At 69.5% G+C, this 24,158-nt stretch carries 22 protein-coding genes; 7 read left to right on the plus strand and 15 right to left on the minus strand.

Annotated features, from left to right (window positions below):
- Positions 1-8: 8 nt before the first annotated feature.
- From ESP70_RS02270 to ESP70_RS02280, 3 genes are read right to left on the minus strand one after another with little or no spacing between them, the layout of a single operon-like run.
- A complete protein-coding gene (locus ESP70_RS02270; protein ID WP_149687747.1) occupies positions 9-2,615 on the minus strand; it encodes an SCO7613 C-terminal domain-containing membrane protein in 2,607 nt (868 codons plus the stop codon).
- Positions 2,616-2,636: 21 nt separating this feature from the next.
- Entirely contained in the window at positions 2,637-3,842 is a 1,206-nt protein-coding gene (locus tag ESP70_RS02275) for a class I SAM-dependent RNA methyltransferase (RefSeq protein ID WP_149687748.1), read from the minus strand.
- A complete protein-coding gene (locus tag ESP70_RS02280) occupies positions 3,839-5,851 on the minus strand; it encodes an APC family permease (protein ID WP_149687749.1) in 2,013 nt (670 codons plus the stop codon). The genes ESP70_RS02275 and ESP70_RS02280 overlap by 4 nt, the downstream gene beginning before the upstream one ends.
- Before the next feature lie 69 nt (positions 5,852-5,920).
- On the opposite strand from ESP70_RS02280, the gene ESP70_RS02285 reads away from it, so the two are divergent.
- Positions 5,921-6,583, plus strand: coding sequence for a potassium channel family protein (locus ESP70_RS02285; protein WP_149687750.1), 663 nt, complete (start codon positions 5,921-5,923; stop codon positions 6,581-6,583).
- Complete coding sequence (locus ESP70_RS02290; RefSeq protein ID WP_149687751.1) at positions 6,583-7,245, plus strand: potassium channel family protein; 663 nt, start codon at positions 6,583-6,585, stop codon at positions 7,243-7,245. The genes ESP70_RS02285 and ESP70_RS02290 overlap by 1 nt, the downstream gene beginning before the upstream one ends.
- A gap of 3 nt (positions 7,246-7,248) precedes the next feature.
- Here the strand turns inward: ESP70_RS02290 and ESP70_RS02295 are convergent, their stop codons facing one another.
- The 4 genes from ESP70_RS02295 to dut are packed head-to-tail and all read right to left on the minus strand — an operon-like array spanning position 7,249 to position 9,367.
- A complete protein-coding gene (locus tag ESP70_RS02295; protein ID WP_149687752.1) occupies positions 7,249-7,914 on the minus strand; it encodes a DUF3159 domain-containing protein in 666 nt (221 codons plus the stop codon).
- A complete protein-coding gene (locus tag ESP70_RS02300; protein ID WP_056213490.1) occupies positions 7,911-8,261 on the minus strand; it encodes an OB-fold nucleic acid binding domain-containing protein in 351 nt (116 codons plus the stop codon). The genes ESP70_RS02295 and ESP70_RS02300 overlap by 4 nt, the downstream gene beginning before the upstream one ends.
- A 9-nt stretch (positions 8,262-8,270) precedes the next feature.
- Positions 8,271-8,900: a DUF3710 domain-containing protein gene (locus ESP70_RS02305; protein ID WP_149687753.1), complete on the minus strand. Its 630-nt coding sequence runs from the start codon at positions 8,898-8,900 to the stop codon at positions 8,271-8,273.
- Positions 8,900-9,367 (minus strand): dUTP diphosphatase, encoded by a 468-nt coding sequence (dut, locus tag ESP70_RS02310; RefSeq protein WP_149687754.1) that lies wholly within the window; start codon positions 9,365-9,367, stop codon positions 8,900-8,902. Before dut ends, ESP70_RS02305 begins: the two co-directional genes overlap by 1 nt.
- 54 nt (positions 9,368-9,421) lie before the next feature.
- Here dut and ESP70_RS02315 point away from each other — a divergent pair, with 54 nt between their 5' ends.
- Both ESP70_RS02315 and ESP70_RS02320 read left to right on the plus strand, forming a co-directional pair.
- Positions 9,422-9,928 (plus strand): DUF3093 domain-containing protein, encoded by a 507-nt coding sequence (locus tag ESP70_RS02315; protein ID WP_149687755.1) that lies wholly within the window; start codon positions 9,422-9,424, stop codon positions 9,926-9,928.
- On the plus strand, positions 9,909-10,355 hold the full coding sequence (locus ESP70_RS02320) for a DUF4235 domain-containing protein (RefSeq protein ID WP_188110440.1): 447 nt from the start codon (positions 9,909-9,911) through the stop codon (positions 10,353-10,355). The genes ESP70_RS02315 and ESP70_RS02320 overlap by 20 nt, the downstream gene beginning before the upstream one ends.
- Here the strand turns inward: ESP70_RS02320 and ESP70_RS02325 are convergent.
- From ESP70_RS02325 to ESP70_RS02335, 3 genes are all read right to left on the minus strand, one after another.
- Positions 10,330-10,629: a DUF4193 domain-containing protein gene (locus ESP70_RS02325; protein ID WP_056213481.1), complete on the minus strand. Its 300-nt coding sequence runs from the start codon at positions 10,627-10,629 to the stop codon at positions 10,330-10,332. The genes ESP70_RS02320 and ESP70_RS02325 overlap by 26 nt on opposite strands.
- A gap of 63 nt (positions 10,630-10,692) precedes the next feature.
- Positions 10,693-11,484, minus strand: coding sequence for an inositol monophosphatase family protein (locus tag ESP70_RS02330; protein WP_149687757.1), 792 nt, complete (start codon positions 11,482-11,484; stop codon positions 10,693-10,695).
- Complete coding sequence (locus ESP70_RS02335) at positions 11,481-12,554, minus strand: ferrochelatase (RefSeq protein WP_149687758.1); 1,074 nt, start codon at positions 12,552-12,554, stop codon at positions 11,481-11,483. The genes ESP70_RS02330 and ESP70_RS02335 overlap by 4 nt, the downstream gene beginning before the upstream one ends.
- Before the next feature lie 52 nt (positions 12,555-12,606).
- Between ESP70_RS02335 and ESP70_RS02340 the strand changes: the two genes are divergently transcribed.
- Entirely contained in the window at positions 12,607-13,791 is a 1,185-nt protein-coding gene (locus ESP70_RS02340; protein ID WP_188110441.1) for an MFS transporter, read from the plus strand.
- 36 nt (positions 13,792-13,827) lie between these two features.
- Positions 13,828-17,223 carry a bifunctional proline dehydrogenase/L-glutamate gamma-semialdehyde dehydrogenase gene (locus tag ESP70_RS02345; protein WP_149687760.1) on the plus strand — a complete coding sequence of 1,132 codons (3,396 nt, stop codon included), beginning with the start codon at positions 13,828-13,830 and terminating at the stop codon, positions 17,221-17,223.
- Positions 17,224-17,242: 19 nt separating this feature from the next.
- Here ESP70_RS02345 and ESP70_RS02350 read toward each other — a convergent pair whose 3' ends face one another.
- A complete protein-coding gene (locus ESP70_RS02350) occupies positions 17,243-17,863 on the minus strand; it encodes a trimeric intracellular cation channel family protein (RefSeq protein ID WP_149687761.1) in 621 nt (206 codons plus the stop codon).
- 119 nt (positions 17,864-17,982) lie between these two features.
- On the opposite strand from ESP70_RS02350, the gene sepH reads away from it, so the two are divergent.
- Positions 17,983-18,927 carry a septation protein SepH gene (gene sepH, locus ESP70_RS02355; protein WP_149687762.1) on the plus strand — a complete coding sequence of 315 codons (945 nt, stop codon included), beginning with the start codon at positions 17,983-17,985 and terminating at the stop codon, positions 18,925-18,927.
- A 118-nt stretch (positions 18,928-19,045) separates the two neighbouring features.
- Here the strand turns inward: sepH and ESP70_RS02360 are convergent, their stop codons facing one another.
- The 4 genes from ESP70_RS02360 to ESP70_RS02375 are packed head-to-tail and all read right to left on the minus strand — an operon-like array spanning position 19,046 to position 24,087.
- Complete coding sequence (locus ESP70_RS02360) at positions 19,046-19,711, minus strand: thymidine kinase (RefSeq protein ID WP_223148633.1); 666 nt, start codon at positions 19,709-19,711, stop codon at positions 19,046-19,048.
- 16 nt (positions 19,712-19,727) lie between these two features.
- Complete coding sequence (locus ESP70_RS02365) at positions 19,728-20,831, minus strand: alkaline phosphatase family protein (RefSeq protein ID WP_149687764.1); 1,104 nt, start codon at positions 20,829-20,831, stop codon at positions 19,728-19,730.
- A complete protein-coding gene (locus tag ESP70_RS02370; protein ID WP_056213469.1) occupies positions 20,828-21,394 on the minus strand; it encodes a DUF5998 family protein in 567 nt (188 codons plus the stop codon). Before ESP70_RS02370 ends, ESP70_RS02365 begins: the two co-directional genes overlap by 4 nt.
- Entirely contained in the window at positions 21,394-24,087 is a 2,694-nt protein-coding gene (locus ESP70_RS02375; protein WP_149687765.1) for a bifunctional acetate--CoA ligase family protein/GNAT family N-acetyltransferase, read from the minus strand. Before ESP70_RS02375 ends, ESP70_RS02370 begins: the two co-directional genes overlap by 1 nt.
- Positions 24,088-24,158 lie beyond the last annotated feature (71 nt).

Raw genomic sequence — 24,158 nt, forward strand, 5'->3', positions numbered from 1 at the left:
GACGACTCCTAACGCATCGATCGTACGTAACCGACGAGCTTGCGGCCGTCCCTGACACGGTCCTCCCACGTGATTCCGAAACCGAGCAGCATCGCGCTGACTGCGGCGATGAGGACGACCCGCGGAGCCGCGTTGGCGTACGGGCCGATGTTGAACAGCACCAGCAGCGTGAGGATCGTGACGCCGAAGACGAACGGCGCCTGCCAGCTGAAGCGGATGCCGAGCGTCAGCGCCGCGGCCGCGCCGATGCCGAGCAGCAGGGCCCGCAGGTCCGTCGGATTGGCGAGCGCCTGGGGCACGCTCGGCACCAGCGCGAGGGTCAGTCCGGGTCCGAGCAGCAGCCAGGTCTCCATGTCGGGCTTCTTGCGGACGAAGTAGAAGCCGACAGCCAGCGCGATCGCACCGAGCGGCAGCGTGTAGGCCTCGACGAACGAGAAGCCGCTGTCCACGACGAGCAGGACGTACGCGACAGCGAGGGCGGCACCGCCGAGCCACAGGTACCACTGGCGGTCCGGCACGACGAAGCTCAGGCCGATCAGCACGACGCCGACGATCGTCCAGCGGACTGCCGCCTCGGACGTCGAGCCCTCCGCGATCAGAGCGACGAACATCGTGAACCCGGCGGCGGCCTCGACGCCGATGCGTACGGGCTGGTCGCGCAACACGACTCCAGTGGCCGCCACCAGCGCCAACGAGACGACGACGCCGACGAGGGCCGGCACGGCGTGGGGCGGATCGAGCAGGTCGGCAGCCGCGACGAGGCCACCGACGAAGGCGATGACGCTTGCGATGGCGTACGTCTGACGCGCCCAGTCGGCGCCCTTGGCGTACGACAGGCCGGCGAGCACGACGGCGCCGGCGACATACGCCGATGCCGAGACACCTTGGTTGGGCGCGGCCAGCGCGGCGGCAAAGCCGACCAGGACGGCAGCGGTGGGCCCGACGAGCACGCCGAGGTTGCGGACATGGGCGGCGAGCAGTGCCGCGGCGACGACCATGAGCGCTGAGACGCCGGCCCACAACTGCAGCCTCGCCTCGACCACGGCAACGAGGGCGCCGAGGGCGAGCGCGACGGCGACCGCAGAGGACGCGTGCCGATGGATCGCCTTGAGCTCTGGCCAGCGCGGTACGAACCACGCCACCACGACAAGACCGATGACCATCGGGATGACGACCCACGCTGCGGTGTCCTCCGCCCACACGGGGTCGAGACGGCCGTCCCAGGGCCCGGACCAGGCGGCGTCGAACCCGTTGCCGATGGCGTTGAACACGTCGGCCAGCAGCCCGAGGTGCAGCAGCACCAGCCCGCCCACGACGGGTGTGGCGCCGCCCCGCAGTCCCTTGGCCCAGGCGTTCGTACCGCGTGAGGCCGCGACGGCGAGCACTGCGGCGAGACCAGCGACCGCGAGCCAGGCGCCCTCCGGGCGCCAGGCGTCACCTGATGGGACCGCGACCAGCGCGCACACCGCGAAGACCGCGAGCGCGACGGCCCAGATGCGTACCGGAGCGACCAGCCAGGCAATGACCACGGCGGCGACGGCCATGAGGACCAGCGGCAAGCCGTGTCCGTCGCCCACGAGCTCGTCGACCTTGGGATGGTCGACCAGCCCGATCACCGCCACGACGTACGACCACGTGAAGAACGCAGCGACCACGACTCGGGCGGTGATCGTCAACGGGCGTATGCCGGCCGGTCGGGTCGCCAGGGCCAGCAGGCCGGCGGCGACCAGGGCGAGGATCGATCGCCACGGCATGTCCCAGTCGGCGGGCACGTTGGCGGCGCCGATCCCGGCGAGCGTGATGCCGAGTCCTCCGACCAGTGCCGTCGAGAGCAGGTCGGCGTTGAGGAACGCGCGGGCGAACCGGCCGATGAGGATGCCGAGACCGACCAGCACGACGCCCCAGACCACCCAGGCCCACGCGATGCTCATGCCGTCGAGGCCGAGCATGCCCTCGTGCCGGGCGGCGAAGAAGTCCAGCGTCAGCAGGGCCAGGACGACGGTCCACACCGCTTCGGCCGATGCGCGCAACGTCCGGCGGGTGACCCACACGCCGAGCGCCGCGAAGCCCGCGGTCACGCCGAGCAGCACGAGCGTACGACCGACGAGTCCCAGGTCGCCCCAGGATCGGGTCACGAAGATGAACCCGGCGACGATCAGGCCGAAGGCGCCGAGAGTCAGCAGGATCGTGCCGACGGACCATTCCTTGGGCGGCGTCCGCTCTCCGGCCCGGAGCTGTCCCGACTGCAGGAACCCGCCGAGGGCATAGTCAGCCGGAACGGGCCCGGGCTGGGGATACGACGGGAGCGGACCGACGGTCGGCGACTGGGCAGGCGGTGGCGGCGTCGCCGGTGGTACGGGTGCGGGGGCAGCGGGGGGCGGTGGAGGTGGCGCGGCGGTCGCGAACGGGTCGGCGGCCTGAGGCGGTGGCGGCGCCTGCACGGAACGGTCGCGTCTGAGGGCGGCGCGCGCGAGCAGCTCGTCGGCCTGGAGGAGCGTCTGCCAGAGCTGCCGGACCTCGGCCGACGTCAGGTCGAGGCCGCAGTGCGGACACGTCGACTGACCGGCGATTGCGCCGCGGCAGTCCGGACAGGCTTGCGGGTCTGCGAAGCGCATGGCCTCACTGTGTCCTGACCGTCACTCCCGCACAAGCACCGCCACGCACTCGACGTGGTGCGTCATCGGGAACAGGGCGAACGCCCGCAGCCCGTCGAGGGCGTATCCACGAGCCGAGAACGAGGCCAGGTCGCGGGCCAGCGCCGCCGGATCGCACGCGACATAGACGATCCGCCGCGGAGCCAGGTCGACGATGCCGGCGACGGCCTTCTTGGCGCCCGTACGCGGTGGGTCGAGGACGACGACGTCGGCCGAGTCCCCCAGCGATCCGCTGCGGAGGGCCCGCTCGACGGTCTCGCCGACGAGGCGGACCTGCGGGAAGTCGTGCAGGTTGCGGCGGGCGTCACGTGAGGCCCCCCGGTCCGACTCCACGCTGAAGACGACGCTCTCCTCCCCCGCCTCGTCGGCGAGGAACGTCGTGAACAGGCCGACGCCGGCATAGAGATCGAGCACCGTGTCGCCCTCGGCCACCTCGGCGGCCTCGATGACCGCCTCGACGAGCGTCGCCGCAGCGTCGGGGTGCACCTGCCAGAACCCAGAGCCGGAGACCCGGAAGTCGGCGGCCAGCACGCGTTCGGTCACGGCACCTCGTCCGCCGCGCACGGTGCCGTCGACCGCGACGACCCCGTCGACGGCCGCCTCGACGTCATCGGGGATCGACGCATCCGTGACGAGGATCGTGTCCCCGGTCGAGGACACGATCGCCTCGACGGACTCGGCGTCCCACCTGCGCCCGAGCACGTCCGGCAGGTCAGGGTGGGCGATCAGGCAGCGATCGACCGGGATGATCTCGTGGGACCGGTGCTTGCGGAGTCCGGGCCGGCCATCGGCGTCGACGGCGAACTGCATGCGCGTACGCCACCCGAGTGCCTCGGGCTCGACAGCTTCGACCTCGCCGTCCCACGTGATGCCGGCGAGACGGCGGAGCTGCTCGCGTACGACGTCACCGAGCAGCTCTCGCTGCGCGGCCGGATCGACGTGCTGGAAGTCGCAGCCGCCGCACCTGCCGGGTCCGGCGTCGGGGCACGGCGCCTCGACTCGGCCCGGTGCGGGCTCGATGATCTCGACGGCATCGGCCCGCAGGAACGACTTCGACCGGTCCGTGATGTGGATGCGAACGCGCTCGCCCGGCAGTGTGTGGCGCACGAACACGACCTGCCCGTCGAGGCGGGCGACGCAGTGGCCGCCATGGGCGATCGGCCCGACGTCGACGATCGGGTCGGTCATCGGTCGCGGAAGCCGCGGCGGACGTCACCCGGTGCCGGACGGCTGCGGGCAAGGCGCTTCTTGGCGCGGCCGGCGGAGCTCAGCTGGTAGGGCACGCTCGTGACCATGACGCCGGGCATGAACAGCAGGCGGCCCTTGAGGCGAAGCGCGGTCTGGTTGTGCAGGAGCTGCTCCCACCACTTGCCGACGACGTACTCGGGGATGTAGACCGTGATGATGTCGCGAGGGCTCGACTTGCGGAGCTCCTTGACGTAGCGGATCACGGGGCGCACGAGCTCGCGATAGGGCGAGTTGACGACCTTGAGCGGGATGGGGATCTCGAGGTCCTCCCACTGCTTCATCAAGGCCGCGGTCTGCGCCGGGTCGAACTCGACCGTCAACGCCTCGAGCGAGTTGGGCCGCGACACCCGGGCGTACGAGAGTGCGCGCATCGTGGGCTTGTGCAGCTTGCTGACCAGGACGATCGCGTGGACCCGGGCTGGCAGCGCGACGTCCGAGTCGTCGATCGCGAGCTCGGCGGAGACCCGGTCGTAGTGCCGGCCGATGCCCCGCATCAGCAGGAAGATCGCGATCATCGCGACGATGGCGATCCATGCGCCGGCGAGGAACTTCGTGATCAGCACGATGACCAGCACCGTCGCGGTCATGCCGAGGCCGATCGAGTTGACGACCCTCGAGCGCTTCATCCGGGATCGTGCGGCCGGGTCCTGCTCGGTCCTGAGGTGCCGGTTCCAGTGGCGGATCATCCCGAGCTGGCTCAGGTTGAACGAGACGAACACGCCGACGATGTAGAGCTGGATGAGCCTCGTGACCTCTGCGTCGTACGCCTGGATCAGCGCCACCGCTGCGACCGCCAGCAGGATGATGCCGTTGCTGAACGTGAGCCGGTCGCCGCGGGTGTCGAGCTGACGGGGCAGGAAGCCGTCGCGGGCCAGGATCGAGCCCAGCACCGGGAAGCCGTTGAACGCCGTGTTGGCGGCCAGCACCAGGATGATGCCGGTGCAGGCGATCGTGAAGTAGAACAGCGGCGTGAAGTCGCTGTAGAGCGACTTGGCCAGCTGGCCGATCACGGTGTTCTGCTCATAGCTCTTGCCCACCGCGGTGCCGTCGGCCTTGAGCAGCTGGCGAGCCGGGTCCTCGACGTAGTGCAGCTTCATCAGGTCGGCCAGCACGACGATGCTCATGAGCATCGTGATGGCGATCGAGCCCAACAACAACAGCGTCGTCGCGGCGTTCTTGCTCTTGGGCTTCTTGAACGCCGGCACGCCGTTGCTGATCGCCTCGATGCCGGTCAATGCGGTGCAGCCCGACGAGAACGCGCGGGCCAGCAGGAACACCATCGCGACACCGGTGAAGCCGTTCTCGAACTGGCCCTCCGGCGAGATGGAGTACTTCGCGCTCTCCGCGTCCGGCAGGTCACCGGTCAGGTAGCGCAGATAACCCCACAGCCCCATCAGGATGATCGCGATCATGAACAGGTAGGTCGGCACCGCGAACGCCTTGCCGGACTCCTTGGTGCCGCGCAGGTTCATCGCCATCAGCACGAAGACCAGCACCGAAGCAGCGGTGGCCTCATGACCGTTGAGCCACGGCAGCGCGGAGGCTGCGTTCTGGACGCCGGAGGAGATCGAGACCGCGACCGTGAGCACGTAGTCGACGAGTAGTGCACTGCCGACGGTCAAGCCGGCGGTGGGCCCGAGGTTGACCGTCGCGACCTCGTAGTCGCCACCACCGCTGGGATAGGCGTGCACGTTCTGCCGGTAGGACATGACCACGATCGCCATGACGCAGGCGACGGCGATGCCGATCTTCCAGTTGAACGCGTACGCCGACAGTCCGCCGAGCGAGAGCGTCAGGAAGATCTCGTCGGGGGCATACGCCACCGACGACAGCGCATCGCTCGCGAACACCGGCAGCGCTATGCGCTTGGGGAGAAGAGTCTCACCGAGCTGGGTGCTGCGTAGCTTGCGGCCGACCAGCGCGCGCTTGGCGACCTCGGTGATTCCCACGAGAGACGATGCTAGACCTCACACTGAGTCTCTGCGCGAGCCGTCCCGTTGCGGTGTAGCGTCGCCTGCGTGCACATCGTGATCATGGGCTGCGGCCGAGTCGGTTCGACCCTCTCTCGCAGCCTCGAGGAGCGCGGCCACACCACGGCCGTCATCGACTCCAACCCGGACGCCTTCCGCCGCCTGGGCCCGGGATTCAGCGGGATCACGGTGACCGGCATGGGGTTCGACCGCGAGGTCCTGATCAAGGCCGGCATCGAGCGCGCCGATGCATTCGCCGCCGTGTCGAGCGGCGACAACTCCAACATCATCTCCGCGCGTGTCGCCCGCGAGCAGTTCAAGGTCGAGAACGTCGTGGCCCGCATCTACGACCCGGGCCGCGCCGAGGTCTACGAACGCCTCGGCGTACCCACCGTGGCCACGGTGCCGTGGGCCGCCGACCAGGTCCTGCGTCGCGTGGTGCCGGCCGGTACCGAGCCCGCGTGGCGTGACCAGACCGGCGAGGTCCGCCTCGACCAGGTCTACGCGCCCACGCCGTGGATCAGCCGCAAGATCGCCGAGCTCGAGGACGCCGCCGGCGTGCGTGTGGCGTTCCTCCGCCGCCTCGGCACCGGTGTGATCGCCACTCCCGACACCGTCATCCAGGAGGGCGACTACTTGAGCCTGTTCATGCGCGAGGACCACGCCAGCAGCGCGCTCGCCGCACTCGAGGCCGGACCGGAGGACGACTGATGCGCGTCGTGATCGCGGGAGCCGGCGCTGTCGGCCGCTCCGTCGCCCAAGAGCTCATCGACAACGGCCACTCCGTGCTGCTGATCGACAAGTCCCCCGCGTCGATCAGGGCCGATGCCGTGCCCGAGGCCCAGTGGCTGCTCGCCGACGCGTGCGAGCTGTCGTCCCTCGAGGAGGCGCAGCTCGAGTCGTGCGACGTCGTCATCGCCTCGACCGGCGACGACAAGGCCAACCTTGTCATCTCGCTGCTGGCCAAGACCGAGTTCGCCGTCCCCCGCACCGTCGGCCGGGTCAATCACCCCAGCAACGAGTGGTTGTTCAGCGAGTCGTGGGGCGTCGACGTCTCCGTCTCGACTCCCCGCATCATGTCGGCGCTCGTCGAGGAGGCAGTCTCGGTCGGCGACCTGGTGCGCCTGTTCACGTTCCGGCAGAGCAACACCAACCTCGTCGAGCTCACGATGCCCGAGGACTCGCCCTATGTCGGCAAGCGCGTCGGCGAGGTGCCGTGGCCCGATGATGTCGTCCTCGTGGCGATCCTGCGGGACAACGCGATCCAGACACCTGACGCGGACCGTTCGCTGGAGTCCGGGGACGAGCTGCTGTTCGTGACGCCCGAGGAGGCCGAGGACCACCTCGGCGAGCTCCTCTCCCCCAAGGGCTGAGGCTCAAGCCTCGTCCGGCTCGAGCGGGGTGTGGTTGCGGCCGAGCAGCCAGGCCATCACGGCGAAGGACGCGAGCTGCAACGGCCAGCCCAGGGCGATCTTGGCCGTGCCGAGCAGCGCGACGTGATCGGTGAGCCACAGCGGATACTGCACGACGACACGCAGGACGCACGGTGCCGCCATCACCCACGTGAGCTGCGAGCACAGCTTCACCAAGCCACGGTCTGAGTGCCACGCCGTCGGGTCACCGGTGACGCTGCCGATCATGAAGCCGAGCAGCGGCCATCCCACGAGGATCGACAGGACGAACACGGCCGCGTAGGCGCCGTTGTAGATGATGCCGGGCAGGAAGACGTCACGCGCCTCGCCCGAACGTGAGGCGAAGACCGCCGCGATGCCGATGCCGAACAGTGAGTTGAGGACGAACTGGACCGTGGAACGCTGGGCCACGCGTACGACCAGCAGCAGCACCGTGGCGACGACGCTGATGACCAGCGACAGCTTGAGCTCGTGGCTGATGATCCAGGAGAGCGTGAACAACGCGGTCGGGACGGCACTCTCGACGATGCCGCGCCGGCCACCCAGCGCCTTGGCCAGCTGGCCGCGGACCAGCTGCTCGACGGTCTCGTAAGCGTCAGTCCCCGGATTCGATCCGTGGGCGGAGGTCATGCCTCGAGTTCGTAACGTGGGTTGTAGATCACGCGGGTGCCGTTGCGCATCCCGATGCGGCCGTACGCCTTGAGCTGCCGGCCGGCGGCAACGCCTTCGATCTTGCGGCGGCCGAGCCAGATGAGGGTCACGCAGTCCGAACCGTCGTAGAGCTCGGCCTCGAGGGCCGTGACGCCGTCGACCGGGCGCAGCGTGACGGAGCGCAGGACGCCGTGGATCGTGACGACGGAGCGGTCGGCCTGAGAGGCGATGAGCTTGCAGCCGGCCTTGGCTGCGTCGCTCTGGAGCTCCTCGGCCTCGATGTTCTCGGTCGAGAGTCGTTCAAGGGTCCTGCTGATGCGTCCCATGCTGAAATTCTACTCCTCGTCCGGGGTCGCGACGGCGTTGTCGGGCAGTGTGAGCAACAACGCTTCCCGCGGAATCCGAGCCTCGACGCCGCGGACCACGATGACGTCCTTGAACGCGTCCATGAGCGGTCCGTCGTCGACCGGATTGAGCCCGACCTCGCCGAGGAACGTGCCGCGGAGCAGCCAGCGCGGGCCTTCGACGGCGACGATGCGGCTGGGCTGGAAGCCCTTCTCGCCGTCGGACAGGTCGACCGGCACGCTGACGCGCAGCTCGGGACCGAACAGGCCGTCGACCTGCTCACACTCGCCCTCCAGCCGGGCGACCTCGAGGATCAGGTCGTCGCGCACCTCGTCCCACAGACCGCCCGAGCGGGTCGCGGCGAAGGCGCGCAGCTCGAGCGCGGAGTCCTCGGCGACCAGGACCGCCGAGGCGATCTGCCCGGCCTCGCCCTCGGCCGGGAGCTGGATCGAGTACGCGTCGCGCGCCCGTACGAGCAGCGGCCCGAGGTCGACATAGGAATCGTCGCCGTCGGGCGTCTTCTCCGAGATGTCCCACGGACCGTTCGCACGTACGTCGGGCGTCGTCTCCTCGGACTCGACCTCGTCCTGCGACTGCTCCTGCTTGCGTCGGCGCACCATCAGCTTCTCTCCCCCTGGGGCTCGGCGATCGCGTGACCGCCGGTCGAACCGTACCCTCCGGCCCCACGCACCGAGTCCGGCAGCGACTCGGCCTCCGTGAACGCCACGCGCTCGACGCGTTGGATCACGAGCTGCGCGACCCGATCGCCGCGCGTCAGACGTACGGACTCGCGGGGGTCGTGGTTGACCAGAAGGACCTTGATCTCTCCACGGTAACCCGCATCGATCGTGCCGGGGGTGTTGACGATCGACAGGCCGTGGCGCAGAGCGAGTCCTGAGCGCGGGTGCACGAACGCGGCGAGGCCGTCGGGCAGGGCGACCGCGATGCCGGTCGGGACCAGCACCCGCTCCCCCGGTGCGAGATCGACGTCGATCGTCGTCACGAGGTCGGCACCGGCGTCGCCGGGATGCGCGTACGTCGGGAGCGGCACTCCCGGATCAAGCCGGGTGACGGTGACCTCGAACATGGCAGCGACCCTACCTGCGTCGGGCCGCCGTCCGGCATGAGGCAAGGTTGAACCGTGACGACGTACCGCGAACGACTGACCGCGCCCGCTTCCTGGTGGCTCGCGGCGCTCGTGTTCGCTGCCGCCTGGGGCTGGATCATGCTCGTCGCGACCAACTGGCCCATCGCGGTCGTCACGACGGCCATCGTCGCCGGACCCGGTCTCTACGTCGTGTGGCGCTACGGCTCTCTGCTGATCGCGGTGGACGCCGACGGCCTGCGGGTCGGTCGCGCGTCGATCGATCGTGCGCACGTCGGTGCGGTCGAGCCACTGCACCGGGCCGACTACCGGCTCAAGCTCGGCACCGGCGCGGACGCCCGGGCCTACCTCGTGACGCGCCCCTACATCGATCGCGGCGTGCTCATCCCGCTCGCCGACGACAGCGACCCCACGCCCTACTGGCTCGTGTCGAGCCGCCGTCCGGACGCGCTTGCCGCAGCTCTGGGCCACACTGAGAATGCGCCGGCCACACCGGCGTACGACCCGAACGGAGACACGCCCCGTGGCGAAGAAGAAGGCTAAGCACTCAGAGCAGCTCCTCGCCGAGGCCGCCACGACGCCCAAGACCAAGGCGCCCGGCAAGAGCACCTGGCGACTCATGGATCGTGGCTCGTCGATCGTCGCGGGCCTGCTCGCGCAGCGGGCGTCGGTGCTCGCGTGGCGTGCCGTGACCGGCAAGAAGCCGCCGAGCAGTGGCCGCCACCCCGACGTCACGACCGGTGAGGCCGTGGCATGGGCTGTTGTGGGCGGCGCGATCATCGAGCTCGTCAAGGTCGGCGTACGCCGCGGCACCGCGAACTATTGGGTGAGGTCGACTGGTCAGCTGCCGCCCGGCATGAAGCCCCTCGAGAACTCGGTCCCGGACAACGCAAAGGAGCCGGTCCTTGCGGATCCGGCTCCCGAACGTTCGACCAAGAAGAAGGTCAGTAGGCGCAGTCGCGGCAGATGAGCACGCCGTTCTTCTCCGATGCCAGCTGGCTGCGGTGATGCACCAGGAAGCAGGACGAGCAGGTGAACTCGTCGAGCTGCTTGGGCACGACCTGGACCGCGAGCTCCTCGTGTGACAGGTCCGCACCGGGCAGCTCGAAGTTCTCGGCAGCCTCGGTCTCGTCCTCGTCGACCTTGCCCGAGCTCTTCTCGTGCCGACGCGCCTTGAGCTCCTCGATGCTGTCCTCGGACTGCTCTTCTTCGGTCTTGCGCGGTGCGTCGTAATCGGTAGCCATCAAATCTCCCTTTGTGCGGAACAACCGGCGTGATTGTGCCACACGCCCCAAATGTTCCGTTCGTCAGAACCCACAAGCACGTACGAGGGCGAAATATTCCTCGGCAATCGCAGGATGAGCAGCCATCACCATACGCTCGTCCGGGCCGCCGTCGATGCCGCTCAGCAGAAGGCCCGACTCGGCCGCGATCAGGCCGCCTGCGGCGAGGTCCCAAGGCTTGAGTCCCTGCTCGAGATAGGCGTCGAACTGGCCCTCGGCCAGACCGCACAGGTCGAGCGCCGCCGAGCCGATCCGGCGGATGTCGCGGACCTGTGGCAGGAACGTCGCCATCGCCGCGGCCTGCGCCGTGCGGACCGCCGGTATGTAGTTGAAGCCGGTCGCGACCAGCGCGTGGGCCACGGACTCCGGCTGCGGTGCGGTGAGCACCTGGCGTGACTCGCCTGCGTAGCGCCAGGCGCCCGCACCGCGTAGTGCGCCCCACTCGGCGCCGGACGCGATGTTGACGACGTAGCCCGCGACGACCTCGCCGTCCTGGCGCGCCGCGATCGAGACGGCGTAGGCCGGGATGCCGTAGACGAAGTTGACCGTGCCGTCGATCGGGTCGACGACCCAGTCGACCCCGGTCGTGCCGACGACGTCGTTGCCCTCCTCGCCGACGAAACCGTCATCGGGCCGAGCGGCGAAGATGCGCTCACGGATGAGGCGTTCGCAGGCCTCGTCGATCTCGGTGACGACGTCGGTGGGGCTCGACTTGGTGGCCGAGATCGTGACGCGTCCGGCCGGGCGCTTGTCTGCGACGAACGCGGCGGCTTCGCGGCCGACCTCTCGGGCCAGCGTCAGGAACTGTTCGGTCATGCGGTTGCCGTCGCGGTTGCGTCGCCGACGCCGCCGATCGTCGGCAGGGCCGATCGCGGGTTGAGGCAGCAGTCGACCGGGCACACGTCGTGGGACGGTCCGAGCTCGCCGAGCGAGCAGCGTTCGGGCTGCTCCCCCCGCTCGACCGCAGCGCGCTCGAGCAGCAGGTCGCGCACCATCGCGACGAAGTCGGGGTGAGCGCCAGGCGTGTCGACCCGGTCGTAGGTCATGCCGAGTCCGTCGGCGGTCATCTTGGCCTCGGTGTCGAGGTCGTAGATGACCTCCATGTGGTCGGAGATGAAGCCGATCGGCACGACCACGACCGACGTGGTGCCGGACTCGTGCAGCTCGCGCAGGTGGTCGTTGATGTCGGGCTCGAGCCACGGCATGTGCGGGGAGCCGGAGCGCGAGCAGTAGGCCAGCGACCAGCGATGCGTACCGGCGCCCTCGGCGACCATGGCTGCGACGCTCTCGTGCTGCCGGACGTACGCCTCACGGCCCGGGCCGCCGCTCGCGAGGTTCATGGTCTCGGGGATCGAGTGCGTGACGAAGACGACGTGCGTGCCGTCCGGCGCGCTGGCGAGCGCCTCCGACGTCGCCTCGATGAACGGCCCGACGAACCCCGGGTGGTTGAAGTAGTGCCGCAGTCGGCTGAGCTCGATGCCGAGGCCGCTGACCGCGTCGTAGAGGTCCTCGCGGTACTGCCGGCAGCCGGAGTATGACGAGTAGGCGCTGGTGACGAAGCACGCTGCTCGGCGTACGCCGTCGGCGGCCATCTGGCGGGCGGCGTCTCGCAGGTAGGGGTCCCAGTTGCGGTTGCCCCAGTAGATCGGCAGGTCGACCCCGTGTTCGGCGAAGTCCTTGCGGAGCGCGTCGAGCAGCTCGAGGTTGAGCTCGTTGATCGGCGACTTCCCGCCGAACAGGAAGTAGTGCTGGCCGACCTCCTCGAGCCGTTCCCGCGGGATGCCGCGGCCCATCGTGACGTTCTCGAGGAACGGGACGACGTCGTCCGGATGCTCCGGACCGCCGAACGACACGAGCAGAAGTGCATCGAAGGGGCGAGCATCCATGCGCTCATCATCCCACCGCCACCGATATGGTCGGCATGCTGGGAGGCCCTTCATGCTGACGACCTATCGGGACGTGCTGTCACGACCCGGTGCCGTGCTGTTCTCTTCCACCGCGGTCGTGTCCCGGCTGCCGCTGTCGATGGCCGGCTTCGGCATCGTCCTGCTGGTCTCGGAGCGCACGGGATCGTACGGCCGCGCGGGTGTGCTCGCCGCGGTCTACGTCCTCGCAGCCGCCGTCTTCGGCCCGACTCAGGGCCGACTCGCCGATCGCCTCGGCCAGTCGCGCGTGCTGTGGGTCGTCGGCGCCGTGTACGCCCTCGGCATGGCTCTCACGCTCGTCGCGATCGGCGAGGACTGGGCCACACCGCTGCCGCACGTGTGCGTGGCGATCGCCGGTCTCGCGACCCCGCAGACTGGGAGCATGGTGCGTGCGCGTTGGACGCACGCCGTGGCCGACCGGAGCCAGCTCAACACCGCCTTCTCGATCGAGGCGGTGCTCGACGAGGTCGTGTTCATGGTCGGCCCGGTCCTCGTGACGGTGCTGACGCTGCAGCTCTCGGACTACGCCGGACTGATCGCGGCGGCCGCTGCTGCGTCGCTCGGATCGTGGGCGCTGGCGACCCAACGACGTACTGAACCGCCCCTCGTCGAGCACGTCGAGGGCGCGCGCCCGCCGATCGGCTGGGGGCTGCTCGGACCCGTGGTGGCCTCGTCCGTGGGCCTCGGCATGCTGTTCGGTTCGGCCGAGGTCATCGTCGTGGCGTTCTGCACCGAGGAGGGCAACCGCGGCGCCGCCGGGTTCGTCATCGCGATCTGGGCGACCGGCAGCCTCATCGCGGGTGTCGTGGTCGGCGCACTCCCCCAGCCCGCGGAACCGCTGCACCGGCTCCGCGCGTCGCTGCTGGCACTCGCCCTGCTGTTCGCGCCGCTCGCGGTGCTCTCGGGCATACCGCTCATCGCCGTCGGCATGTTCCTCACGGGGTTCATGATCTCGCCGACGCTCATCGCGACCGTCAACCTGATCGAGCGCAGCATGCCCTCGTCGCGCCTCACCGAGGCCCTCACGTGGACCACCACGGGGCTCGCCGTCGGAGTGGCTCCGGGCTCCGCGATCGCCGGCTGGGTCATCGATCACCAAGGCGCATCGGCAGGGTTCCTGGTCCCCCTGATCTCGGGTCTGGCCGCTGCTGCCGTCGCGTGGAGCATTCGGACGCCGTCGCGGGGTGCCGCGGGGTGAACTTCGGGGCAGTGTGGCACTAACCTTGGGCACGACATGACCGAACTCACTCTCGCCGAACGCAGCGTCGAGCTCGTGCGCACCTGGATCGATCCGGAGCGCACCTCCAAATGCCGTGCTGATCCGTCCGCCGAACGCCTCGCCCAGCTGCTCAAGGACCCGCACGGGCTCGAGTTCACGATCGGGTTCGTCGACCGCGTAGTACGCCCCGACGACCACCGCGTGGCGGCCCGCAACCTGCGACGGCTCGCGCTGCACACCCCGTCATTCCTCCCGGCGTCCCAGCGCGTCCTGCTCAAGCTCGGTGCCGTCACGGCGGTCGTGTTCCCCAAGCTCGTCGTGTCGATCGCGCGGCGCACGCTGCGCCGCATGGTCGGCCACCTCGTCGTCGACGCCCGGCCCGACAAGCTCGGCAAGACGATCAAGCGCCTGCGCTCCGGCGGCGACCGGCTCAACCTCAACCTGCTCGGCGAGGCCGTCCTCGGCGAGGGCGAGGCGGCGCATCGCCGCGACGGCACCATGGAGCTGCTGGAGCGGGACGACGTCGACTACGTCTCGGTCAAGGTCTCGTCAGTCGCCAGCCAGCTCTCGATGTGGGCGTTCGACGAGTCCGTCGCCCGCGTCGTCAAGCAGCTGACGCCGCTCTACGAGCGGGCCTCCAGCGGCGAGCCGACGTTCATCAACCTCGACATGGAGGAGTACCACGACCTCGACCTGACGGTCGCGGTGTTCAAGGCGATCCTCGAGTCGTTCCCCGACCTCGAGGCCGGCATCGTCCTGCAGGCCTACCTGCCGGACGCTCTCGGCGCGATGCAGGACCTGCAGGAGTGGGCGACCCAGCGCCGCGCCAAGGGCGGCGCACCGATCAAGGTGCGGGTCGTCAAGGGCGCCAACCTCGCCATGGAGCGGGTCGACGCCGCGATGCACGGCTGGCCGCTCGCAACCTGGTCCAGCAAGCAGGAGACCGACACCAACTACAAGCGCGTGCTCGACTGGTCCATGACGCCCGAGCGCACCGACGCCGTACGCCTCGGTGTCGCCGGCCAGAACCTGTTCGACATCGCGTACGCCTGGCTGCTCGCCGGCGACCGCGGCGTCCGGGACGGTGTCGACTTCGAGATGCTGCTCGGCATGGACAGCGGTCCGGTCGACGCGGTCCGCGACGACATCGGCCAGCTGCTGCTCTACACCCCCGTCGTGCATCCGTCGGAGTTCGACGTCGCGATCTCCTACCTCGTACGCCGGCTCGAGGAGAACGCCAGCAGCGACAACTTCATGTCGGCCGCGTTCGAGCTCGCCGACGAGCCCGACCTGCTCAACCGTGAGATCCGTCGCTTCTTCTCCTCGGTCGATGCTCTCGACGACAGCGTGCCCGAGCCGCACCGCATCCAGAACCGGCTGACCGAGGTCGTGCCGGTGCACCCCGACACGTTCGCCAACACCCCTGACACCGATCCCTCGACGGCGGGCAACCGGGAGTGGGGCCGGCTCGTGCTGGCCCGCTCGGCCTACACGCAGCTGGGCGCCGAGACGGTTGGCAGCAACAAGATTCCCGGCCCGGCGAGCCTCGAGAGCGTCATCCAGGACACCCGCACGGCGGCCACGGCGTGGCAGGGTCGCGGCTCCGAGGTACGTGCGTGGATCCTCCACCAGGCCGGCAACGCTCTCGGCGCGCGCCGCGGCGATCTCGTGTCCGTCATGGCCGTCGAGGCCGGCAAGACGATCGCCGAGGCCGACGTCGAGGTCAGCGAGGCGATCGACTTCGCGCACTACTACGCCGAGTCGGCACGTCGCCTCGAGGCGGTTGACGGCGCCGAGTTCGTCCCCGACACCCTGACGATCGTCGCTCCCCCATGGAACTTCCCGGTCGCCATCCCGGCCGGCTCCGTGCTCGCCGCGCTGGCCGTGGGCAGCGGCGTCGTCATCAAGGCCGCACCTCAGACCCGTCGCTGTGCAGCCGTGATGGTCGAGGCCCTGTGGCAGGCCGGCGTGCCGCGAGACGTGCTGCGCTACGTCACGATCGACGAGGGCCCGCTGAGCAAGGCCCTGATCTCGCACTCCGACGTCGACCGCGTCATCCTCACGGGTGGCTGGGACACCGCCAACCTGTTCCGCTCGTGGCGCCCTGACCTGCCGCTGCTGGCCGAGACGAGCGGCAAGAACGCCATCGTCATCACGCCCAGCGCCGACATCGACCTCGCGGTGGCCGACCTCGTCAAGAGCGCGTTCGGGCACGCCGGGCAGAAGTGCTCGGCCGCCAGCCTGGCGATCCTCGTCGGGTCCGTGGGCGACTCCGAGCGCTTCGAGCGTCAGCTCGTCGACGCAGTCTCGTCGCTCAAGGTCGGCTTCCCGCACGATCCCGAGGTCACGATGGGCCCGATCATCGAGCCGCCCCTCGGCAAGCTGGCCGAGGGCCTCACCGCACTCGGCGACGGCGAGGAGTGGCTCCTCGCACCGCGCCAGCTCGGTTCCGATCCCCGGGTCTGGTCGCCGGGCGTCCGCACGGGCGTACGCCCCGGGAGCCGCTTCCACACGACGGAGTACTTTGGCCCCGTCCTCGGCATCATGAAGGCCAAGTCTCTGCAGCAGGCGATCGAGTGGCAGAACGCGACGGACTACGGCCTCACCGCCGGCATCCACTCGCTCGACGCCAAGGAGGTCAACACCTGGATCGACTCGGTCCAGGCCGGCAACCTCTACGTCAACCGCGGCATCACCGGGGCCATCGTGCAGCGTCAGCCGTTCGGTGGCTGGAAGCGGTCCTCCGTCGGCACGACCGCCAAGGCCGGTGGGCCCAACTACCTGACGCACCTCGGCACGTGGAAGCCACGACCGCTGCGCTCGGCCGAGACACCTGACCTCTCGCGGGAGGTCTCCCGCCTCCTCGACGCCGCACGCCCCCACGTGAGCGGAGTGGAGCACCGCGACCTGGTCGCGGCCGCGTCGTCCGATCACGTCGCATGGACTCGCGAGTACGGCGTGCTCAAGGACGTCTCCAAGCTCGGCGTCGAGCGCAACGTGTTCCGCTACGTCTCCGTGCCGGTCGCGATCCGCTTCGACGGCACCTTCCTGCCCGAGCTCATCCGCGTGCTGCTCGCTGCCGCACGCACCGGATCACACGTCGCCGTGAGCTCCCGGACGCCCTTGCCGTCGGGGCTGGCGCCCAAGGCGCGCATCGAGACCCACGACGAGTGGCTCGCCCACATCGCGGCGACCCGTCCGACCCGGCTCCGTCTCGTCGGGTCCGACGCCCGCGACGTCTCGGTCGCCGTCGACGGCGATCCTGACGTCGCGATCTACGCAGGTCCGGTCACCCAGTCCGGCCGCGTCGAGGCGCTGCCGTTCCTCCAGGAGCAGTCGGTGACGATCACGAACCACCGCTTCGGCAACCACGATCCCGAGTTCGAGCTCGTCCTCCCCCGCAAGCGCTGACCAACGCTGGGAGCGGGGTTCAGGCGTGGTCGATGCCGGGTGGGAGCGGCGCCGTCCAGCCGCGCTTCAGGGCGATGAGTCGCCAGCCGAGGCATACCGCGAACGCGAGGGCGTACCACCACTCGGAGTAGCCCTCGTGGTGCACGACCGTCGCGACGAATGCACCGGCGAAGGCCGGCGTCGCGTACAGCTCGCCACGGAAGATGACCGGTACGCGGCCGGCCACCACGTCACGCAGCATCCCGCCGCCGATGCCGCTCAACGTGCCGAGCACCGAGGCGGCGAGGACGTTGAGACCTGCCTCGTCGGCCTTGACCGCGCCCGTGACGCAGAACAGCGCGAGGCCGACGGCGTCGAGAACCATGATCTGGCGTTCCATGCGGCCGAACGCCGGGTGGAACACGAACACCGCGAGCGCCGTCGCGGCCGGGACGACCAGGTAGCGCCAGTCCTCGAGCGCCGCCGGTGGGACGGAGCCGATCAGCACGTCGCGCAGCACACCGCCACCAAGCCCGGTGATCAGGGCCAGCACCGTGACACCGAAGACGTCGAGCTCCTTGCGTACGCCCACCAAGGCACCAGTCGAAGCGAAGACCGCGATTCCGGCGAGATCGAGGACCAGGAGCAGGGTGTCGGACACGGCGACGACGCTATCGGGTATCGGCGCGTCACCGCAGGTTCGCCACCTGCGCGCCTAGGATGAGAACACGCTGCGGGTGAACGCCCACTCGCAGCCGGTGTCACATCGGAGGCGATGACATGCGTGATCTCGGTCTCGACGGACTGAGCGAGGACAGACGGTTCCTCATTGCGCGTGACACGTCCACCGGTGAACAGTTCCGCATCCCCGCTGATCACCGCCTCGCTTCCCTGATCGGCAAGCCGTCCCACCCTGGGAACACCTCCGGCCAGTTGGAGATCCGCATGGAAAGCTCTCTCAGCCCGCGCGACATCCAGACCCGCATCCGCCGCGGTGAGACCCCGCAGGCGGTCGCCGACTCGGCCGGCGTGCCGGTCGAGCAGATCCTCGGTTTCGCCGGGCCCGTGCTCGCCGAGCGTGAGTACATGTGCGAACAGGCTCGCAAGACCTCGATCCGCCGCAAGCACGTCGGCGGTGCCGGCGTCCTGCTCGGCACCCTCGTGTCGGAGAACATCGCCGCCAACGGTGGCGTGCCGGAGTCCGCGGCCTGGGACTCCTGGCGGCGCGAGGACGGCCGCTGGAACGTCCAGGTCACCCCGGAGGGCGCCGCGCATCCCGCGAGCTTCCTGTTCGACGTCAAGAGCCGCTACGTCGTACCAGCTGACGAGTTCGCCCACGACCTGGTCGGCGACGTCGCCCTGCCCGACTCCGCCGACATGGCGATCGCGGATGCCGTACGCACGCCGTCACAGCCGGCCGAGCCTTCCGTCGAGGTCGTCGACGACGAGGTCGAGGCCGTCGCGCCCGAGATCGAGGAGGGCCCCCAGGTCGGGGTCGCCTCGCTCAAGGAGGCCCGCGACCGCAAGGTGCTCGAGCAGCTGGCGATCGTCGAGACCGAGGACGCTGACACGTCGGCTGCGCTTGAGCACGAGGTCGACGACTTCGAGGAGTCTCTCGAGCACGACGTCGCAGTCCCCGACACGATGGGCCCACGCAAGAAGCGCCACGAGCGCCGCCGCGTCCCGAGCTGGGACGAGATCATGTTCGGCGACAAGTCCGACTGAGCGAGGCCCGAGCGCGCTCAGCGCGCGACCGGTCGACTTGGTTGAGGTGCGAAGGCCGCCCCGCGGCCGAAGCGTCGAAACCTCGTGAGATCACTCCCCAGCGCAGAAACGCGCAGCGTCAAAAAGGCAAGACATCCGGCGACAGGGCTGACGCCTTCGCCGATGCGGCCGTCATCCGGCGGCGATGGTGCCTACGGCACAGCACCTCATAGCCGACGACGAGGTCGTCCTCGTCCGGCGTCAGCTCGTGGTCGACGTCGCCCACGACGATGACGTCGCCCTCGGTCACCATGATCCCGTCCTCCGTGCGCGCGTTGTGCGTCGCGCGTTCGCCGCACCAGCACAGCGCTTCGACCTGCAGTGTGTGCACGTGGTCGGCCAGCTCGATGAGCCGCGCCGATCCGGAGAACAGCTGCGTCCGGAAGTCCGTCAGGATGCCGAACGCAAAGACGTCGATCGCCAGCTCGTCGGTGACCTTGGCCAGCTGGTCGATCTGGTCCGAGGTGTAGAACTGCGCCTCGTCGCACACGAAGTAGTCGATGCGCCCGCCCTGCGTCAGCTCGTCGACCGTGTACTGCCAGAAATGGAACTCGTCATCGACCTCGATCGCCGGGACCGCGAGACCCAGCCGGCTGGAGAGCGTTGCCGCGCCGGCGCGGTCGTGCGACGTGAACACCCGCCCGACACGCCCCCTGGCTCGGTGGTTGTGGTCCATCTGGAGCGCCAAGGTGCTCTTGCCGCAGTCCATCGTCCCTGAATAGAAGTTCAGCTCCGCCACGGCCACCATCCTGCCAGCCGGGTCATGGTGCGACGAGGACCGGGATGCGCAGTTCGGCCTCGCTGACCGAGCCGTGGAAGCCGGTCATCTTGAACTCGATGCCGAACTCGCGGGACGAGAACACCGCGAAGTCGCCGAGCGCCGCGACGACGACGTCGCCGATCCGGCCGCGTACGTCGGCCGTGATGGGCCCGAACCAGTCCTCGATGCCGTCCTGCGTACGTACGAGGGCACGGTCACCCAGCTCGGCCTGCCAGCGTGCGGCGACGTCGAGCGCAGCACCTGAACGCGTGTAGACGTGGCGGAACCGGGCCTCGCCGGCGAGCAGCGTGACGTCGTCGAGCAACGTCGGCGACGAGTCGACATCGAAGCGGTTGGCCTTGGGCAGGTCGATCATGCCGTGGTCTGCCGTGACCAGCAGCACCGTGTCACGTGGCAGCTCTTCACGCAGGTCGGCCAGCTCCGTGTCGATCGTGGTGAGCATCGTGCGCCACTCCTCCGACGCGCAGCCCTTGCCGTGCCCGGTGTGGTCGAGCCGCGACTCATAGGCGTACGTCATGGCGCGTGGCGACGACTCGATGACCTCCAGGACGACGTCGAGACGTTCCCAGATCGAGCTGATGCCGTGGAACGGCACGCCACGTTGGCTGCAGAGCGTCAGGCCGGAGTCGGCGAACGTCGCGTCGTTGACCGACGACGCGGCGATGCCGGCGTCCTGCATCTGCTCCAGCACGGTGCGGTGCGGCTGCCAGATCAGCGGGTCGACCGGCTGGTCCCACTTGAGCGAGTTGAGCCGCTGACCGCTGCCGGGCACGCGCGACGTGTAGCCGACCATCCCGTGCTGGCCGGCCGGCAGCCCCGTGCCGAGCGACGTGAGGCTCGTGGCGGTGGTCGATGGCACGCCGCAGACGACGTCGTCGACATTGGTGAGCGAGCTGAGGAACGGCGCCGCGTCGGCATGCTCGCGCAGCAGCTCGAGGCCGAGCCCGTCGACGAGGAACACGACGTAGCGCGCCGCCTCGGGCAGCATCAGCGAGTTGGTGAAGCCCGGGGCGCCCATTGCGGCACCCACCGAGGGCAGGATCTGGTCGATCGTCGCTCGACCGCCGAGTCCCGCCAGCGTCATGCGCCGCGGCCGGCGGTCGCGGCCGACAGCGTACGGGCGAAGCCGAGCAGCCGCTGCACCGCCGAACCGCCGTCGGCGGCAGCGGCGAGGCGCAACGAGAAGTCGTCACCCGTGAGGCTGCCGGTGTAGCCGTGATCGGCCTCGCACTCGGGGTCTGCACAGCGCGCCGGCTCGAGCTCGACGCGCGACACGGCACCCCAGCCGACGGTCAGCACGGCCTCCTCGAGCTCCTTGGACTTCGACGTCACCATGCGGGTCACGACGACGGAACGAACCTGGCCGAGTGCGACGGCCTCGGAGGTCGTGGACGTGTAGGGCTTGGGCAGCAGGTCATCGCCGGGGTGCTCGTCGGTGTGCACCAGCACGAGGCGACTCGGGGTCAGTGCCAGCACCGTCATGTGACGGCGGATCTCGTCGTGGTCGAACGTCGGCTCGTGGTGCAGGACGTAGGCCGCGACCGGCTCGTCGGCGAGCGCGTCGCGCAGGCCGTCAGCGACGATCTCGGGGTAGTAGCCGCTCGTGGAGACCTCGTCGAACAGGGACTTCGTGTCGTCAGTGGCCATCACGCCAGCGTATCTCCCATCGAGGCAGGTTGACTCAGGCGCCGGACGTACCACTCACCACGGCGATCCGCGGACGGTACGACCTTGGCGCGCGCGCTCAGGGCGGTGTAGCCCTTGCCGTGCACCAGCACGGGCTCGAGGTCGAGCTCGGCGATCTCCGGCAGGTCGTCCTTCATCGCCGCGAGCCTGACGATGATGTCCTGCAGCGCGTCGACATCGACGGCGTCGGAGCCGCGGTAGCCGTAGAGCAGCGGCGCGGAGCGCAGGTCGCGGATCATCGCTTCGGCGTCGAGGTCGGTCAGCGGCGGGATGCCGTAGGACCGGTCGCCCAGCAGCTCGCTGGGTGCGCCGGCGAGGCCGAACGACACCAAAGGACCGAACAACGGGTCCTCGGTGACGCTGAACGAGACCTGGATGCCGTCGGCGGCTGCGCGCTGCACGAAGAACTTGGTGTCCTTGCGCATGCCCTTCCACGTCGTGAGGTCGTCCCACGCCTCGCCCATCTCGTCGGGTCCGTGGATGTTGCGCCACACGTGTGCGAGGTCGGGCCGGGTGCGGAGATGCTCGCTGCCGGCCTTGAGGACGACGTCCCAGCCGAGCGACTCCCCCGCCGCGATCGCCTCCTCGCGCGAGTGCACGTTGATCCAGGTCCACAGGTCGATGCCGTAGCAGGCGAGCAGCGCGTGCACCTGGTCCGTGGACAGGATCGCTCCGCGCGGCGCAGCGTCCAGCACCTGACGGACGAGCGTACGGGCGTCACCCGTGCGGTGGTCGAGCGCGATGTGGAACTCGCCGTGGTCCTTGGCGGCCCACTCGGCGTAGTTGACGACGCGCGCGAGGGCGCGGACCGCCGACTCCGGCGCAGCGTACGAAGGCACGGACCCGCGACCCGCCGAGCCGCCGAGGAGGTCGGGCACGCGCAGCAGCACGGGCACGCCCTCGCTGCCGAGGAACGTCGACACGATCGGTTTGTCGGACTGCTCACCGACGGCGGCAAGGACGTTGGCGACTTCTTCGCCGCTGGTGTTGAGCGGCGGCACGTAGACCGCGACCAGTGCATCGATGTCGGGGCTCGCGATGGCGTGCTCGATCGCCGCCTCGAAGTCGTCGGCGTTGGCGTCGGCGCCCAGCGAGATCGGCTCGGCGACCTGCAGACCGGCGGCCGAGGCCGCGTCGGCCACGATCAGCGCTACGGCGTCGGAGTTGCCGACGATCGAGATGCGGTTGCCGCGCGGCAGCGGCTGGTGCGCCAGCAGCTGGGCGACGTCGAACATCTCGTCCAGCGTGTCGACCTGGATGACGCCGGCCTGGCGGAACATCGCATCGACGGCCGACTGCGGCGCCGACGTGCGCTTGACGGTGTGGCCGACAGGTACGCCCTGGGTCGAGCGCCCGGACTTGACCGCCACGATGGGCTTGGTGCGAGAGACGCGGCGGGCGATGCGGGAGAACTTGCGCGGGTTGCCGATCGACTCCAGGTAGAGCAGGACGACCTCGGTCGAGTCGTCCTCCTGCCAGTACTGCAGCAGGTCGTTGCCCGACACGTCGGCGCGGTTGCCGGCCGACACGAACGTCGACAGGCCGAGGCCACGTCGGGACACCGACTCGAGGATCGCGGTGCCGAGCGCACCGGACTGGCAGAAGAACCCGACGCGGCCCTGCGGCGGCATCGACGGCGACAGCGAGGCGTTGAGCTGCAGGTCAGGGGCGGTGTTGATGAAGCCGAGGCAGTTCGGGCCGATGAGCCGCAGCCCGTACGACCGGCTGAGGCCCAGCAGCGTGCGCTGGCGCTGGCGCCCCTCCGGGCCCTCCTCCGCGAACCCTGCGGAGATCACGACGAGCCCATGCACACCCTTGGCAGCGCAGTCGAGCACGACGTCGTTGACCGACTCGGCCGGCACCGCGACGATCGCGATGTCGACCTCGCCCGGGATGTCCTGGACGGTCTTGTAGGCCGGGAGACCCGACACCGCCTCGGCCTGGGAGTTGACCGCGTAGACGCTGCCGCTGAAGTCGCCCAGGACGAGGTTGCGCACCATCGCCTGGCCGATCGAGTTCTGCCGGCGACTGGCGCCGATGACCGCGATGCTGCGGGCGCGGAAGATCCGCTCGATCGAAGCGGCCTCGGCGCGCTGCTCGCGCGCCCGCATGACCCCGACGGCCAGGTCCGTGGGCTCGATCCGCAGCGTGAGGCGGGTGACACCGCCGTCGACCATGCCGTCGACCTGGTAGCCCATCTCGCGGAAGATCTGCTGCATCCGGGAGTTGGACGGCAGGACGTCGGCGACGAATGTACGGATGCCCCGCTCGCGGCCGGCCTGCGCGAGGTGCTCCAGCAGCAGCTGTCCCACACCGCGGCCCTGGTGCGCATCCTCGACGAGGAAGGCGACCTCCGCCTCGTCGTCGGTGATCGCGTCGTAGCGGCCCACCCCGATGATCGTGGCGTGCAAGGTCACGACAAACGCGACCCTGCGGTCGTTGTCGACGGTCGTGAACCGCGTGACATCCTTGTCGGAAAGCGTCGGATAGGGCGCAAAGAAGCGGAAGTACTTGGACTGCTCGGAGACTCGCGAATAGAACTCCACGAGCCGCTCGGCGTCAGCCTCCAGGATCGGCCTGAGCTGCGCCACCCGGCCGTCCTTGAGCAGGACATCGGCTTCCCAGTGCTCGACGGGCTGCACCTCACTGGTCACCCCCCCAACCTATCGGGTGGCCCACGGCGTGGCGCGAGAAGTCCGCAGGTGAGAGCGGCGAAAATGGACAA

This window comes from Aeromicrobium ginsengisoli (assembly GCF_004134905.2).
GTDB classification, from domain to species: Bacteria; Actinomycetota; Actinomycetes; order Propionibacteriales; family Nocardioidaceae; genus Aeromicrobium; species Aeromicrobium ginsengisoli.